Source organism: Streptomyces abyssalis, assembly GCF_001751365.1.
GTDB classification, from domain to species: Bacteria; Actinomycetota; Actinomycetes; order Streptomycetales; family Streptomycetaceae; genus Streptomyces; species Streptomyces abyssalis.
The window spans coordinates 1138998-1153620 of record NZ_LJGT01000040.1 but is presented as its reverse complement, the minus strand read 5'-3'; the positions used below and the strand labels follow the sequence as shown (position 1 = coordinate 1153620).

General features: G+C 71.3%; 16 protein-coding genes. 10 read left to right on the top strand and 6 right to left on the bottom strand.

Annotated elements, in window-relative coordinates; genetic code table 11:
• Positions 1 to 3: 3 nt before the first annotated feature.
• The 6 genes from trpC to hisI form a co-directional block, all read right to left on the bottom strand.
• On the bottom strand, positions 4 to 819 hold the full coding sequence (trpC, locus tag AN215_RS19840) for an indole-3-glycerol phosphate synthase TrpC (RefSeq protein WP_070012038.1): 816 nt from the start codon (positions 817 to 819) through the stop codon (positions 4 to 6).
• Positions 820 to 1001: 182 nt separating this feature from the next.
• Entirely contained in the window at positions 1002 to 1391 is a 390-nt protein-coding gene (locus AN215_RS19835) for a DUF2752 domain-containing protein (RefSeq protein WP_420856193.1), read from the bottom strand.
• 44 nt (positions 1392 to 1435) lie between these two features.
• A complete protein-coding gene (locus AN215_RS19830) occupies positions 1436 to 1678 on the bottom strand; it encodes an HGxxPAAW family protein (protein ID WP_070012037.1) in 243 nt (80 codons plus the stop codon).
• A 175-nt stretch (positions 1679 to 1853) separates the two neighbouring features.
• Positions 1854 to 2648: a TIGR02234 family membrane protein gene (locus AN215_RS19825; protein WP_079123209.1), complete on the bottom strand. Its 795-nt coding sequence runs from the start codon at positions 2646 to 2648 to the stop codon at positions 1854 to 1856.
• A complete protein-coding gene (locus AN215_RS19820) occupies positions 2645 to 4192 on the bottom strand; it encodes an anthranilate synthase component I (protein ID WP_070012035.1) in 1548 nt (515 codons plus the stop codon). Before AN215_RS19820 ends, AN215_RS19825 begins: the two co-directional genes overlap by 4 nt.
• 11 nt (positions 4193 to 4203) lie before the next feature.
• Complete coding sequence (gene hisI / locus AN215_RS19815; RefSeq protein ID WP_070012034.1) at positions 4204 to 4626, bottom strand: phosphoribosyl-AMP cyclohydrolase; 423 nt, start codon at positions 4624 to 4626, stop codon at positions 4204 to 4206.
• A gap of 253 nt (positions 4627 to 4879) precedes the next feature.
• Here hisI and AN215_RS19810 point away from each other — a divergent pair, with 253 nt between their 5' ends.
• The 10 genes from AN215_RS19810 (at position 4880) to AN215_RS19765 (ending at position 14604) form a co-directional block, all read left to right on the top strand.
• Positions 4880 to 5881 carry a fatty acid desaturase gene (locus tag AN215_RS19810; protein WP_079123208.1) on the top strand — a complete coding sequence of 334 codons (1002 nt, stop codon included), beginning with the start codon at positions 4880 to 4882 and terminating at the stop codon, positions 5879 to 5881.
• Between the two features lie 91 nt (positions 5882 to 5972).
• A complete protein-coding gene (locus AN215_RS19805) occupies positions 5973 to 7562 on the top strand; it encodes a xylulokinase (protein ID WP_070012032.1) in 1590 nt (529 codons plus the stop codon).
• A 79-nt stretch (positions 7563 to 7641) separates the two neighbouring features.
• Positions 7642 to 7968, top strand: coding sequence for a non-heme iron oxygenase ferredoxin subunit (locus AN215_RS19800; RefSeq protein ID WP_070012031.1), 327 nt, complete (start codon positions 7642 to 7644; stop codon positions 7966 to 7968).
• Positions 7969 to 7981: 13 nt separating this feature from the next.
• On the top strand, positions 7982 to 9097 hold the full coding sequence (locus tag AN215_RS19795) for a LysR substrate-binding domain-containing protein (RefSeq protein ID WP_171904227.1): 1116 nt from the start codon (positions 7982 to 7984) through the stop codon (positions 9095 to 9097).
• Between the two features lie 94 nt (positions 9098 to 9191).
• Entirely contained in the window at positions 9192 to 9824 is a 633-nt protein-coding gene (locus AN215_RS19790) for a TIGR03085 family metal-binding protein (protein ID WP_070012029.1), read from the top strand.
• A 534-nt stretch (positions 9825 to 10358) separates the two neighbouring features.
• Positions 10359 to 11720, top strand: coding sequence for an ATP-binding protein (locus AN215_RS19785; RefSeq protein ID WP_070012133.1), 1362 nt, complete (start codon positions 10359 to 10361; stop codon positions 11718 to 11720).
• The gene (locus tag AN215_RS19780) at positions 11717 to 12121 is read left to right on the top strand and encodes a roadblock/LC7 domain-containing protein (RefSeq protein ID WP_070012028.1); all 405 of its coding nucleotides are present in this window, start codon (positions 11717 to 11719) and stop codon (positions 12119 to 12121) included. Before AN215_RS19785 ends, AN215_RS19780 begins: the two co-directional genes overlap by 4 nt.
• On the top strand, positions 12118 to 12513 hold the full coding sequence (locus AN215_RS19775) for a DUF742 domain-containing protein (RefSeq protein WP_070012027.1): 396 nt from the start codon (positions 12118 to 12120) through the stop codon (positions 12511 to 12513). The genes AN215_RS19780 and AN215_RS19775 overlap by 4 nt, the downstream gene beginning before the upstream one ends.
• Positions 12494 to 13087 (top strand): GTP-binding protein, encoded by a 594-nt coding sequence (locus tag AN215_RS19770; protein WP_070012026.1) that lies wholly within the window; start codon positions 12494 to 12496, stop codon positions 13085 to 13087. The genes AN215_RS19775 and AN215_RS19770 overlap by 20 nt, the downstream gene beginning before the upstream one ends.
• Complete coding sequence (locus AN215_RS19765) at positions 13084 to 14604, top strand: cytochrome P450 family protein (protein WP_070012025.1); 1521 nt, start codon at positions 13084 to 13086, stop codon at positions 14602 to 14604. The genes AN215_RS19770 and AN215_RS19765 overlap by 4 nt, the downstream gene beginning before the upstream one ends.
• Positions 14605 to 14623: the final 19 nt, after the last annotated feature.

Sequence of the window (14623 nt, the reverse complement as noted above, 5' to 3'; positions counted from 1 at the left end):
AGGTCAGCCCCTCCCGTGCCCGTGCCGCAGAGCGGGGTGGGCTCCCGCCGCGACGAGGTCCGCGACGGCCGACTTCGGGTCCTTGCCGGTGACCAGCGACTCGCCGACGAGCACCGCGTCCGCGCCGTCGTTGGCGTACGCGATCAGGTCGTGCGGCCCGCGGACACCCGACTCCGCGACCTTGACGACGTGAGCGGGAAGCTCCGGCGCGATGCGGGCGAAGTTGCCGCGGTCGACCTCGAGCGTCTTGAGATTACGCGCATTGATCCCGATGATCCGGGCTCCGGCGTCGAGAGCGCGCTGGGCCTCGTCCTCGTCGTGCGCCTCGACCAGCGGGGTCAGCCCGATCGACTCGGCACGCTCGATCAGCGAGACCAGAGGCTGCTGCTCCAGCGCGGCGACGATCAGCAGCACCATGTCGGCGCCGTGCGCCCGGGCCTCCCACAGCTGGTAGGCGGAGAAGACGAAGTCCTTGCGCAGCACGGGGATGTCGACCTTGGCACGTACGGCTTCGAGATCCGCGAGCGAACCGCCGAACCGCCGCTGCTCGGTGAGTACGGAGATGACGGAGGCGCCGCCCGTCTCGTAGTCGACCGCCAGCGCCGCCGGGTCCGCGATCGCGGCGAGCGCGCCCTTCGAGGGGCTGGATCGCTTCACCTCGCAGATGACCCGCACGCCCTCGCCCTTCAGGGCCGCGGCGCCGTCCTTCGCGGGAGGACCGGCAGCGGCGCGCTCCTTGAGGTCGTCGAGGCTGACGCGCGCCTGCCGCTCGGCAAGGTCCTCACGCACGCCTTCGATGATCTCGTCGAGCACACTCACCGAGCGGCCTCCTTCGGGTTCGGGTCCGGCCTCCGCGCGACGGGCGGGGCAACGGTCAGATCGGGCACTGCGATGCTATCGGGCGGGAGCCGGAGGACTCACATCCGCCTGGCTGGAATTCCGCATTCCGGACAAATCGCCTCCTGGGTCCGGGCCGCCCTTCCGTGCGTACGCGGCAGGCGTCACGGTGAGAGCGCGGCCCCGGCGGGCAGGTTGCGCACCACCGTGAAGGCCAGCGCGAGGACGCCCAGCACCCACCAGTGCGTGCTGCGCAGCGGCACCGTCACCGGCCGGGAGCGCACTGCCCGCACCACCCAGAAGACCATGAAGAGCGCGAAGGCGGCGAACCCGGCCACGGCGAGGGCGTTCGAACCGAGCGCGGCGGCGAAGTCGCCGTGCACGACGGCGTGGGCGCTGCGCAGCCCGCCGCAGCCGGGGCAGTAGAGACCGGTGAAGTGCAGCAGCGGACAGACCGGGTAGTGGCCGGGCTCGCCCGGATCCACGGCCCCCACGTACGCGAAAGCCGCGCCGACGGCCACGAGAGTGCCGGCCGGCGCGGCGAGGCGGGACACCGGCGCAGTGCTCCGGCGTCCCGCGGGAACGGGTTCCTGCCCGCTCAGGACGACTGCTCCTGAGGCTGTGCCGCCTTGCCGGTGCGGCCTGCCTCCTTGGGCTGGCCGAGGCCCGCGGCCTTCATCAGCAGTCCGACGACGCCGCCTGCGGCGACCACGACAAGGCCGGCCACGAAACCGATCGGTTCGGCCACCACCGTGTAGATACCGGAGATGCAGAAGCCGATGAAGCTGATCGTCACGCCCGTCCACGCGGCCAGGGTGTGACCGTGGCTGTTGCCCGCCATGTGTGTGCTCCTCGTAGTTCAACCGACTGGGCCATGCTCCCCCTCCATTCTTCCCGGTGCCCGCGGAGGCCGCCGAACCAGGGGTGCACAGAGAGGCGGGGGGCTTGGTTCCGCTGGTGACCCGGGCGCCGCCGGGCTTCCTCGGGCCGGCTCCGTCAGGCGCGTTCAGGGGCGCTCAGGCAGCGCCTCCGTCCGCGCCGTCGGCGCGGGCGGAGGTCCCCTCAGTGCCCCCGGTGGGGTCCTCACCGCGGTCGAGGGCCTTCCACAGGTCCTCGGGACGGTCCGGGTCGGCCGGCGCGGACGGGGCACCGCGAGATGCGCGAGGACCACGCGGGGTGCGGCCGGTCCGCTCGTAGCGTGCGCTCCCCGACATCGAGGGCCAGGCCCGTCCGTACCGCAGTGCCAGCACACCGGCGAGGAGCAGCAGCAGGCCACCCGCGGCCGAGACGTACGGCCAAGCGCTGACCTGCACCGCCTCGACACCGGTACGGGCGAGGCCGCTCGCCCTGGCTGCCTTCTCCTCCAGCGCGGCGCGATCGCCCGCACCGAGGAGCGCGGCGGCGAGAGCGCCGGTGCCGCAGAGCGTGAGCAGCGCGGCGACGAGGACGCGGACGGCGCGCCCGACCGCGAACACCGCGACGAGAGCGGCCAGTCCGACGAGGGCGAGGGCGCTGGGCAGCCCGGTGACGTCGCCGCCCTTGGCCTCGACGGGAAGCCCGCCCTGGGCGAACGACGCCGTGGCGTGACTCCACACCTGACCGCTGGCGAGCAGCGCGAGCGCGGCGCCCAGCGCACCGCACAGCAGCGCGAGGGCGAGGGCGCGGCGCGCCGCCCGTGCGCCGGCCGGCGCGGGGGCGTGCGCGGAGGGAGCGTGCACAGAGGAGTCCGGGGCTGCCGTGGCCGCCTGTCCGGTGCGGCTTTCGTCGTCCTGTGCGGCGCCCGAGGAGCGTGCCTTTGGTACGGAAGTCACCCGTCCACGCTACCGCCGAGCCTCTCGGCGGAGGCGACCGCCCTGAGGACCGCGGCGGCCTTGTTCCGGCACTCGGTGTCCTCCGCGGCGGGGTCGGAATCGGCGACGACGCCGGCGCCCGCCTGTACGTATGCCGTGCCATCGCGCAGCAGGGCCGTGCGGATGGCGATGGCCATGTCGGCGTCCCCGGCGAAGTCGAGATAGCCGACGCAGCCCCCGTAGACACCGCGGCGGGTCGGCTCCAGCTCCTCGATGATCTGCAGGGCGCGTGGCTTGGGGGCGCCCGAGAGCGTCCCCGCGGGGAAGGTGGCGGTGAGCGCGTCGAAGGCGGTGCGGCCGCGGGCGATCCGGCCGGTCACGGTGGAGACGATGTGCATGACGTGGCTGTAGCGCTCGACGGACATGAAGTCGACGACCTCGACGCTGCCCGGCTCGCAGACCCTTCCGAGGTCGTTGCGGCCGAGGTCGACCAGCATCAGATGCTCCGCGCGTTCCTTGGCGTCGGCCAGCAGTTCGTCGGCGAGCGCCGAGTCCTCCTGCGGGGTGTGGCCGCGGGGGCGGGTACCGGCGATGGGGTGCATCATCGCGTGCCCGTCCTCGACCTTGACCAGCGCCTCGGGGCTGGAGCCCACGACGTCGAAGCCGCCGCTTCCGTCCCCGTCACCGTCCGGACCGCCGAAGCGGAACAGGTACATGTACGGGCTGGGGTTGGTGGCCCGCAGCACCCGGTACACATCGAGGGCGCCGGCTGAGCAGCCGGTCTCGAACCGCTGGGAGGGCACGACCTGGAAGGCCTCGCCCGCGCGGATGCGTTCCTTGATGTCCTCCACCCACGCCCGGTAGGTCTCGCCGCCCGAGCGTGCCGTGAACTCCGGCAGCCGGGAGGGAGGCAGGACGGCGGGGGCGGCCGGGGCGGGCCGGGCCAGGTCCGCGGCCATCGTCTCCAGCCGGGACACGGCGTCCGCGTACGCCTCGTCGACGCCGGTGTCCAGGTCGTTGTGGTTGATGGCGTTGGCGATCAGCATCACCGTGCCGTCGCGGTGGTCGAGGACGGCGAGGTCGGAGGCGAGCATCATGGTCAGCTCGGGCAGTGCCAGGTCGTCGGCTGTGGTGTCGCTGTCGCCGACCTTCTCCAGTCGCCGCACGATGTCGTAGCCCAGGTAGCCGACCATGCCGCCGGTGAACGGCGGCAGCTCCGAGTCCTCGTGCAGGTCGCGCGGCGTGTGCAGGGCCTCGACCGTCTCGCGCAGCGCCCGCAGCGGGTCGCCCTCGACCGGCACACCGACGGGCGGCGTGCCCAGCCAGCGCGCCGAACCCTCGCGCACGGTGAGCGTCGCGGCGCTGCGTACGCCGATGAAGGAGTAGCGCGACCACGTACGCCCGTTCTCCGCGGACTCCAGCAGGAAGGTGCCGGGCCGTTCGGCGGCGAGCTTGCGGTAGAGCGCGATGGGGGTGTCGCCGTCGACGAGCAGGCGGCGCGTCACGGGGATGACGCGGCGGTCCTTCGCGAGCGTACGGAAGGTGTCGAGGTCCGGGGTCGTCATGGTCGGTGACCTTACTGGCCATCACCGCTCGCGGGTGTGCGGCCCGCCTCGGATTCCCGTCCCGCCGAAGGCGCGGAGACCGGCAGCACATCCGCGTCGAAGCAGGTGCGGTCGCCCGTGTGGCAGGCGGCGCCGACCTGGTCGACCTTGACGAGCACCGTGTCGCCGTCGCAGTCGAGCGCCACGGACCGTACGTGCTGGACGTGGCCGGAGGTGTCGCCCTTGACCCAGTAATCCTTGCGGCTGCGGCTGAAGTAGGTGGCGCGGCCGGTGGTGAGGGTGCGGTGCAGGGCCTCGTCGTCCATCCAGCCGAGCATCAGCACCTCGCCCGTGTCGTGCTGCTGGGCGACGGCGGGGAACAGTCCGTCGGCGTTGCGCCTGAGGCGTGCGGCGATCTCGGGATCGAGCGACCCCGCGGAGGAACGTGCGGGCATGGGGACCATTCTCGCGCATGCCGCGCGCGGGCGTGCAGGCGGTGCACGTCCGCCGCGCGCGGTGCCGCAGGTGGTGTGCGTACCGGCTGGGCAAGCAGCATCGGCGGTGTGCGGCATAGAGGGAATCTATGGCGCTTCTTTGATTTTTCTATTCGACACCATGAGCCTTTCTCACTCATCGTGTGGCAGGGAGACCGCCATGGAATGGGCACCTCCCACGCCGGAGGCGTAGGGGGAGGGAGGAGTGCGGCAGATGACACCGATGCTGACGCCCGGCGAAACGGACCCTTGGGCAAAACCCGTGAAGCCGCCGCTTCCACGGAAGGAACTCAAGGGGCTGCAGCGGCGGCGCAACGGCCCGGCGCTGCGCTACATGGCGGGGCACCTGGCGGCCGGCGCCGCCACCACGGCCCTGGTCGCCTGGAGTTGGGGCACCTGGTGGATGCTCCCGGCGATGTTCGCGCAGGGGGTCGTCGTGGTGTTCCTGTTCGCGCCGATGCACGAGTGCACGCACGGCACGGCTTTCCGCACGCGCCGTCTGAACAGCACGGTGGCGACATTCTGCGGCGTCCTGATGATGCGGCCCGCGCTTTATTTCCGTTACCGTCACGCGGCGCACCATTCCTACACACAGGACCCGGAACGCGACCCGGACCAGGTGCCCATGCCGGACGGTATTTCCGGGTATCTCGGCGAGGTTTTCGGAATGGAATTCTGGCCGAAAGTCGTGGGCACGCTGTACCGGGGCTGCACCGGGCGCTTCAACGACCGCGAGCGGTTCTTCCTCCCCGAGTCCGAACGCCCCCGCGTGGTGTGGGAGGCCCGGCTGATGGTGGGTCTGTACGTGCTCGTCGGAGCCGTCTGCGCCGTCACCGGCACATGGGCCGGGCTGCTCGCGTTCTGGCTGGTCCCGCGCGTCGTCGCGGAGCCGGCACTCCGCCTCGTACGCATGGCCGAGCACACCGGCATGGCCGAGGGTGCGGACCCGCTGACCAACACCCGGACCACGCTCACCAATCCGGTGATCCGCTTCCTGTACTGGAACATGCCGTACCACGCGGAGCACCATCTGGCGCCGTCCGTACCGTTCCACGCGCTGCGGCGGCTGCACCGGGCGCTTCCCGACGCGCCCGCGGAGCGGCAGTACGTGGTGAGCAAGGGGTACGTACGTGCCCACCGCGACATCGTCGGCAATCTCGGCAACGGGTCCGGATCGACGGTGCCGACCAGCACGTCCGCTGCGGTGACCGGCTAGCAGGGACCGCCCGCGCGGGCACCTCACGCGGCACGGCGGCCAGGCCTCGCCGCCGTGCCGTTTCCCTTTCCGTGATGCAAAGGAGCATCCGTTGTCCGGACACCTCTCGCTCGGCATCGACATAGGCACCACCAACGTCAAGGCGTGCATCCTCGACACGGCGGAGGGCACCGTCGTGGCCTCCGCCGCGGCGGAGCACCCGCTGCACCACCCGCACCCCGGGTGGGCGGAGCAGGACCCCGACGACTACTGGCGGGCGGTCTCCTCCTGCACAGCCCGCTGCGTGAGCCAGTACCCGGGTCCGGCCTCGGACGTGGCCGGGGTGTCGGTCTCGGGCCTGGTCGGCGTGACGCTGCCGGTGGACCGGGACGGACGGCCGCTGCGGCGCGCCATGATCTGGATGGACAGCCGCTCGCACCGCGAGTGCGACGAGATCCGCGAGCAGGTGGGCGAGGACCGGATCAAGGCCGTCAACGGCAACCGCGTCGCCTCCTGGTTCATCGAGCCCAAGGCGATGTGGCTGCGTACGCACGAGCCGGAGGTCTTCGCCGCGACCCACAAGCTCCTCTCCCCCGCCGGCTACTGCACGATGCGGCTGACCGGCGAGTACGCCATGAACCATGGCGACGCCGGGCTGTTCTACCCGTACGAGCACCGCAACGCGCGCTGGGACCACTCCCTGACCGAGGCGCTCGGCCTCCCCCCGGACATCTATCCGGACATCCACACCTCCGACACGGTCATCGGCGCCGTCACCCCGCAGGCGGCCCGCGAGACGGGCCTGGCCGAAGGCACCGCGGTGGTGGCCGGCGGCACCGACATCGGAGCGGCCGCGCTGGGGGCGGGCGCTACGGAGACGGGGCAGGCGTACTACTCGATGGGAACCGGCTCCAACTGGGGCGTGATCGTGCCGCGGGACGAACTGCCCGAGGAGTACCGCATCCTCAAGTGGCCACATGTGCTGGACGGGATGACGCTGTTCGACGCGCCGATGGCCTTCACGGGGGCCTCCCTGAAGTGGTTCCGCGACAAGTTCGCCGACCCCGAGAGCGCACTGGCGGAACGCATGGGCCGTAACGTCTTCGACCTCGTCACCGCGCAGGCCGAACGCATCACCCCCGGCGCCGACGGGCTGATGTATCTGCCGTACCTCGGCAACTCCCTCTCGCCTCGCTGGAACGGGCAGGCGTGCGGCGTCTTCTTCGGGATGCAGCCGTTCACGAGCCGCGCCCATGTGATCAGAGCGCTGATCGAAGGCGTCGCCTACGACCTCTACTCCAACGTGCGCATCGCGGAGGAGGGCGGCGCCGACTTCCCCGAACTCGTGCTCAACGGAGGCCCTGCCAAGAGCCCGCTGTGGAACCAGATCACCGCCAACGTCACCAACCGGCGGCTGCTGATTCCCGACGTGGACGAGGCGGCGCCGCTGGGCGACGCCGTGATCGCCGCCTCGGGCGCCGGGCTCTACGCGGACATGCGCGAGCCGATGAAGGACCTCGCCCCGGTGCGCGGCGTGGTCGAACCGGACCCCGAACTGCACGCCATGTACGTCGACTTCTTCGAGCTGTGGTCGCAGCTCTACGACGACCTCAAGCCGAGCATGAGCCGCCACAACGCCCTGGTCAACCGCTACAGCGACCCGGAGCCCAGCGCCATCAGCGGTGCGGGAGGCAGCACTTGACGTCCGTGGCCGCACACTGCCGGCCCCCTGGCGGTGCGGGCCGCCACGTCCGTACGAGGCCGAACCGGCGAGGAGCGAGATGAGCGACACCGAAGAGGGCTGGTGCGCCCTGACCGACGCGTCCGAGGTCGAGGAGGACGACGTCGTCTGCGTGAACCTGCGCGGTCACGCGTACGCGGTCTTCAACATCGGCGGCGACTACTACGTCACCGACGACTGCTGCACCCACCAGGAGGCATCCCTGTCCGAGGGCTATGTACAGGACGACACCGTCGAATGCCCCCGCCACCAGGGCGTGTTCCACATACCGACCGGAAAGGCCATGGGCCCTCCGCTGACGCGGCCCTTGCGCGTCCATCAGGCACGGGTCGACCATGGAAAGGTCTGGGTCCGCGTCTCGGAGTAGTCTCGGAGTAGGGGTGACGGAGCTTATGCCCGAGGCCGTCCCCGTCCCCGCCGGCACCACGTCCGCCGTCCCTTCGAGGACCGCAGGGACGCGTCCGAACACTCTGCCGTACGTCTCCTTCAACCAGCTCCGCTCGTTCCACGCGGTGGCCGTCGCCGGAAGCATCACGGCGGCGGCCTCACTGCTGCACGTCAGCCAGCCGACGGTGACGATCCAGCTGCGCCAGCTCGAAGCCCACTACGGCGTGGAGCTGGTGCGCCGCACGCCTCGCAGGGTCCGCCTCACCGAGCTCGGGGAGTCCCTCTTCACCATCACCAGGCAGCTCTTCGCCCTGGAGGGCGAGGCGGTGGAGCTGCTGAACTCGGCGGGCAGCACCCTGCGGGGGAGGCTCCGGGTGGGCGGTGTGGCGCCGTACTTCGTGATGCGCCTGCTGTCCGCGTTCAACCGGGCCCACCCCGGCGTGACGCTCTCCCTGCTGCTGGACAACTCCGCCACCGTCATCCGCAGACTCACCGAGCAGGAGATCGACGTCGGCATCGTCGGCCAGACGACGCTGGACAGCCGGCTGCACGCCCTGCCCTACAGCAGGCAGGACGTCGTGCTCTTCTGCCGCGACGACCATCCCTGGGCCGCCCGTGACGGCGTGCGGCTCGCCGAACTCGACGGCACGGCAGTGGTTCTGCGGGAAAGGGGCTCCACCTGCCGACTCACCCTGGAGCAGGCGCTGCAGGAGCGCGGCATCGTCCCGCGGGTCACCCTCGAGGTGTGCCGCGAGGGCGTACGGGAGGCCGTCGTGGCCGGGTTCGGGGTGGGCATCACCACCGACATCGAGTACGTCCCGGACCACCGCACCCGCATGCTGCGCATCCTCGATGCCGACATCTTCACCGAGGCCTTCGCCGTGTGCCTGCGCGAGCGCCGTTCGGTCTCGGTGACCCGCGCCTTCATGACGACGGCCGAGGAGTTCTTCGACCGGGGACGCGAGGAGCGTAGCCGGGACAAGCACGGTGGCGGGGAGCGCAGCCGGGAGAAGGACGGCGGCGAGGAGCGCAGCCGTGAGGACCCCGGCCCGGAGTACCGCGACAGCACCGGGGACCGCCACAGCCGCGAGTGCCACGGGCGCGGCTAGCGGCCCTCCCGGGCCACCGGTCCCGGCGGGCGACGCCTGCCGGGCGGGCCCGAAATCAACGCTCCGGCGCGCGGCCCGCCGTACCCTTGGCGGCATGTCGACCCATGCCAAGCGTGAACGTCTCATCCTGGCGGACCTGTTGGAGAGCAGCGGACCGGAGGCCCCGACCCTCTGCGAGGGCTGGAAGGCTCGCGACCTCGCGGCGCACGTCGTGGTGCGCGAACGGCGGGCGGACGCCGCCGGCGGGCTCGTGCTCAAGGCGCTCGCCCCCCGACTCGACCGTGTCCAGGGCGAGTTCATCTCCAAGCCGTACGAGGAGCTGATCCAGCTCATCCGCACGGGGCCGCCGCGGATGTCCCCGTACGCGCTCAAGCAGGTCGACGAGGCCGCGAACACCGTCGAGTTCTACATCCACGCGGAGGACCTGCGCCGCGCCCTCCCCCAGTGGACGCCGCGGGAGCTGGACTCCGTCTTCCAGGACGCGCTGTGGAAGCGGATGGAGAGCATGGCCCGGGTGTTCGGCCGCAAGTCGCCCGTGGGACTGGTGCTGCGCCGCCCCAACGGCCAGACGGTCGTGGCCCGCAAGGGCACGCCGGTGGTCACCGTCACCGGCGAGCCGAACGAGCTGGTGCTCTACGCCTCGGGACGCCAGCGCGTCGCGCAGGTCGAGGAGGAGGGCGAGAAGGAGGCCGTCGCGCGGGCCCACGACGCGGAACTGGGCATCTGAGCCCCTGACGGCACACGGCCCCCGCCTCTACCGCCCCCGGAACTCGGCGGGAGAGGCGGGGGTCCGTCACGACGAGGACGCTCGCCGGCGGCGGGAACCGTCCCGGTTCTCCCGGCGCGCCCCGCCGTCCGCCTACGGCGTGCCCTGGCCCTGGCCGCTCCGGCTGCGGCGCCCGCCCCGCTCCGGGCCGACCCGCGCGCCGATGGCGAGCTCCGGCCTGTCCCGTTGCCTTGAGCATCGAATTCCGCAGCAGCACTGAAGGGCCCGAATTCGCGCGGTTTCGTCGGTGTGGGCGAGAACGTAATCCGGCGGAGGAAAAGACCGGTGAGCGCACGAGGAGACATATGTCCGCCCAGGTCCGCCACGGGGAGCGGTAGGGCGCAAACGCCAGGTCAAGTTCTCCTGCCAACTGTCTTGAATTCAAAGACGGCTGACGTATCTTGACTTACCACCCTTGCCCTCCTGCGGACCGGCTCGTGACGTGCTTGACCCCTCTCCCGACCGGCGAACTCGCTCCTGCTTGAGGATCTGATGATGCGCATCTCGGACGTAGCGATATGGCTCGCGCCGTTCCTGGCTGTAGCCGCCCTCGTGGCCTTCGTCGCGGCACTCCGGCACCGCAGGAACGCCGCCCGGAGTGCGGAGCGGGCCCAGGCCCTCGAAAAACGCGTCCGCATGCTCGAACAGGAGACGCTGTACCTCGTACAGCAGCGCCTCAAGGCGATGTCGGAGGCCCAGTGGCGGGGGCCGCGTTCGGGTGTTCCGGGTCCCTTGTACGAATCACTCGCGGGCACGGAGTTCGCAGAGGCGCACGACTCGGTGCTGGAGATGTTCAGCCACGCGACCGAGAGAGCCGAGCAGGGTGCCGAGGGCCTGCTGCTCGCGGTCGCCAGGAAGCTTCAAGGGCTGGCGAACGGGCAGCAGTTGAAGATCAATGAGATGACGGGGCGCCACGACGACTCCGTCTTCCTCGAAGACCTGATGCAGCTGGACCACACGAACGCCCAGATCCTGCGCCGCGCGGTCGGCATGGCGGTGGTCTGCCGGGCGTGGCCAGGCCGTCAGCACAACGCGACCCCGCTCCACGACATCGTCCGCGGCGCCATCGGGCGGATAATGGACTACAAGCGCGTCCACATCGTCCGGATCGAGGACACCCGGGCCGTGACGGGCCGGGTGGTCGAACCCCTCGTCATGACGATCGCCGAGCTGCTGGAGAACGCGACCCGCTCCTCGCACCCGCAGACCCCCGTACAGGTGCACGTCCAACTCACCCACAGCGGGCTGGCCTTCGTGATCGAGGACGCCGGGGTGGGCCTGAACGCCGCGGAGCAGGAGAAAGCCACGCGGCTGCTCAACGACGACTCCCTGAGCATCGCGAAGCTGGGAGACCCCCCGCGCTTCGGACTCGCCGCCTGCGGTGCGCTGGCCCGGCGCTACGGATTCACGGTCTCCGTCGACACGGCCTCGGCGTTCGGCGGGGTGCGCGCGGTGGTCAATCTCCCCAGGACCCTGCTGACGGACCCGGTACGGTCCTCCGCCTCCCCGGCCGCGTCGGCGCCTCCCCGCGACACGCTCCCCGGCGAGGCCCCCCGCGAGGCCCCGGCCAAGGCGCAGGAACCTGCCCGGGAGACCGTCCCGGAGACGGCCCCGTCCACCCGGGACGACGACGAGACCCCGGCGCCTGTCACGACCACCGCCAACGGACTGCCCAAGCGGACCCGGAAGAAGGCCGCCCCGAGCGCCGGACCGGCCGGGCAGCCGCGCCCCGCCTCCAGGCCGGCCGCGGAGCGCACGCCCCGCGAAGCGGCGGCATCGATCGGTGCGTTCCAGCGAGCAGGCAAGGCGGCGGCCGACCGCCTCCGTCCGTCCACTGAAGGGACCCCCGAGTCATGAACCAGAACCGGGACGCATGGATGCTCAATCAGGTGCTGGACCAGCCCGAGGTCCATGACGCGATCCTCATCACCGCCGACGGCCTGGTGAAGGCGTTCTCCCCGGGGCTGGACCAGGACCAGGCCGACAGCATCGCCGCCGCTCTCGCGGGTGTTCAGTCCACCAGCAGTGCGACCGCGATGTTCTGCCGCGCCCCTGCCGACTCGTGGCGGCAGAGCATGGTCGAGTTCGACGGCGGATTCGTCGTCACCATCCGCGCCCACGACTCGACGTTCCTGTCGGTGGCGACATCCGGGGCCGCGGACGTCGGGCAGGTCGCGTACCGGATGCACGAGGTCGTGGCCCAGCTCGGGCGGGAGATGGGCACCGGACTCCGCGAGGACGTCGGCAGCAGCACATGACGCACCGACACAGGCATGACCTGGTGAGGTCGTTCGTGCTGACCGGCGGGCGGGCCCAGCCCACCGGGACGGCCGACGAGCTGGACCTGATCACGATGGTCACCGCGGTGCCGGGCAAGCCACGCACCGGGCTGCAGCCCGAACACCTGCGGGCGATCGATCTGTGCCGCGGCGGCTATCTGACCGTCGTCGAGGTCGCCGGGCACCTGGGGCAGCCGCTCACCATCACGCGCATCCTGCTCGGCGACCTGATCGACTCCGGTCTGCTGTCGGTCAAGGGCGACCAGGGCGACCAGGCGGGTTCCGGGATCGGGCCGGCCGCCGGCACGCCTGCGGGCCCCGAACATCTGCGAACCCTGGAGAGGATGCTGCATGGGCTCCAGGCTCTCTGACGGCGTCTATGTCCGCGACACCGTGCAGATCACGGCAAAGCTCATGGTCGTGGGCCCGTTCGGCGTCGGAAAGACGACTCTCATCGGAGCGGTCAGCGAGATCGAGCCGCTGCGCACCGAGGAACTGATGACGCAGAACGGCGCCGGGGTGGACGACCTGACGGGAGTGCCGGACAAGCACTCCACCACCGTGGCCCTGGACTTCGGCCGGCTCACGCTCGCCGAGGACCTCGCGCTGTATCTGTTCGGCACGCCGGGCCAGCAGCGCTTCACACAGATCTGGGAAGACCTCTCCCGCGGCGCCTACGGGGCCCTCGTGCTCGCCGACTCCCGGTTCCTGGACCAGTCGTTCGAGGCCCTGAGCCTGGTGGAGAAGAGCGCGCTGCCGCACATCGTCGCCCTCAACACCTTCCCCGACACCCCGGACTACCCCGGCACCGAACTCCGCGAAGCCTTCGACCTCGATCCCGGCACACCGCTGATCACATGTGACGCACGGGACCGCCGGTCCGCGAAGGCCGCACTGATCGCGCTCGTCCAGCATCTGTACGCCGGCCACCAGGAGTCGTCGTGACCTCCTCGCCCCTCTCCGGACCGGACGCAGCGGCGTCCGGCTGCCCCGCCCACCGCGCGGGCGGCTCCGACAGCAGCACGGCCGGGCCCGGGCCCGGGTCCGAATCCGGGCTGCCGAAGCTGTACGACGACGACTTCGCCGCGGATCCGGGCGCCCTCTACGCGCGCCTGCGTTCACAGAGCGGCCCCGCCCAGTGGGTGGAGCTGGCGCCCGGTGTCGAATCCATCCTCGTCACCGGCTACCAGGCGGCTCTGGAAGTGCTCCGCAGCCCCTACTTCAGCAAGGACGCACACCGCTGGAAGGCGCTGGCCGACGGACGCGTTCCCAGCGACAGCCCGATCCTTCCCATCATGGGGCCGCGCAAGAGCCTGTGGTTCGCCGACGGCCAGGACCATCTGCGGCTGCGGACCCCGGTCGACCGCGCTCTGAGCGGGATCGACCCGCACCAGCTGCGGTCCTGCGTCCAGCGCAGCGCCACCCTGCTGATCGACGAGTTCGCGGCGGACGGCACGGCCGATCTCGTCTCCCAGTACGCGGCGCGGATCCCGGTCATGGTCCTGACGCAGCTCTTCGGCTGTCCCGACCATCTCAACGGCCGTATCTCCAGGGCCTTTCTGCAGATGGTCAACGCGGTCGAACCGGACGCCGCCCAGGAGGGCGTCCAGGACCTGGTGGCATGCCTGACCGAACTGATCGAGATCAAGCACCGCGCTCCCGGCGACGACGTGACGACGCGGCTGCTGCAGCACTCCGCCGACGTCACCCAGGAAGAACTCATCGACCAGCTCGTGGTGATCACCGGCGCGGGCCAGGTGCCCGGCACCGCCTGGATCTCCACCGCCACGATGATGCTCCTCTCCGACGACCGCTTCGCCGGCGATCTGACGGGCGGGAACCTCACCGTCACCGACGCGCTCAACGAGGTGCTGTGGCTGCACGCACCGCACTCGAACTACTCGTTCGTGTATGCCATCGAGGACTACGTCCTGCGCGACCCGGACGACGGATCGGAGACCCTCATACCCTCCGGCGTCCCGGTGACGATCAGCCACGCCGCCGCCAACCTGGACCCCGCCCTGCCGACCAGCCAGGAGCAGCGGGCCGTCAACACCGCACATCTCGCCTTCAGCGCGGGCCCGCACGCCTGCCCCGCTCAGGACACCGCCGGCGTCATCGCCGAAGTGGCCATCGACACGCTTCTCGACCGGCTGCCCGAGATGGAGCTCGCCGTTCCCGTCGACGAACTCACCTGGCGGCCCGGCCCGTTCATCCGCGCGCTGACCGCTCTGCCGGTACGGTTCGCGCCGGCACCGGCGACGCCGACCGCACCCCCTGGCCCCGGAACGCCCTCCGGAGCCGCGGCGCCGTCCGGACCGCCGGACACGGGGCCCGGCCCGGCCGAGGAGGAGTCCACCGTGCCGCCCCCGCAGACGCCCGGTACGCCGGGGCCCCCGGCTGCCGGGTCCGGGAACGGACGGCGCCGGTGGGGCTTCGCGGCCCGGCGCGCCGGCCGGTGATCCTTCGCCGCACCGCACG

Coding starts and splice junctions, on each gene's coding strand:
- AN215_RS19830 (WP_070012037.1), bottom strand. CDS start 1,678: ATGGCGGGCAACAGCCACGGTCACACCCTGGCCGCGTGGACGGGCGTG.
- AN215_RS19820 (WP_070012035.1), bottom strand. CDS start 4,192: ATGACGACCCCGGACCTCGACACCTTCCGTACGCTCGCGAAGGACCGC.
- hisI (WP_070012034.1), bottom strand. CDS start 4,626: ATGCCCGCACGTTCCTCCGCGGGGTCGCTCGATCCCGAGATCGCCGCA.
- AN215_RS19810 (WP_079123208.1), top strand. CDS start 4,880: ATGACACCGATGCTGACGCCCGGCGAAACGGACCCTTGGGCAAAACCC.
- AN215_RS19800 (WP_070012031.1), top strand. CDS start 7,642: ATGAGCGACACCGAAGAGGGCTGGTGCGCCCTGACCGACGCGTCCGAG.
- AN215_RS19790 (WP_070012029.1), top strand. CDS start 9,192: ATGTCGACCCATGCCAAGCGTGAACGTCTCATCCTGGCGGACCTGTTG.
- AN215_RS19785 (WP_070012133.1), top strand. CDS start 10,359: ATGCGCATCTCGGACGTAGCGATATGGCTCGCGCCGTTCCTGGCTGTA.
- AN215_RS19780 (WP_070012028.1), top strand. CDS start 11,717: ATGAACCAGAACCGGGACGCATGGATGCTCAATCAGGTGCTGGACCAG.
- AN215_RS19775 (WP_070012027.1), top strand. CDS start 12,118: ATGACGCACCGACACAGGCATGACCTGGTGAGGTCGTTCGTGCTGACC.
- AN215_RS19770 (WP_070012026.1), top strand. CDS start 12,494: ATGGGCTCCAGGCTCTCTGACGGCGTCTATGTCCGCGACACCGTGCAG.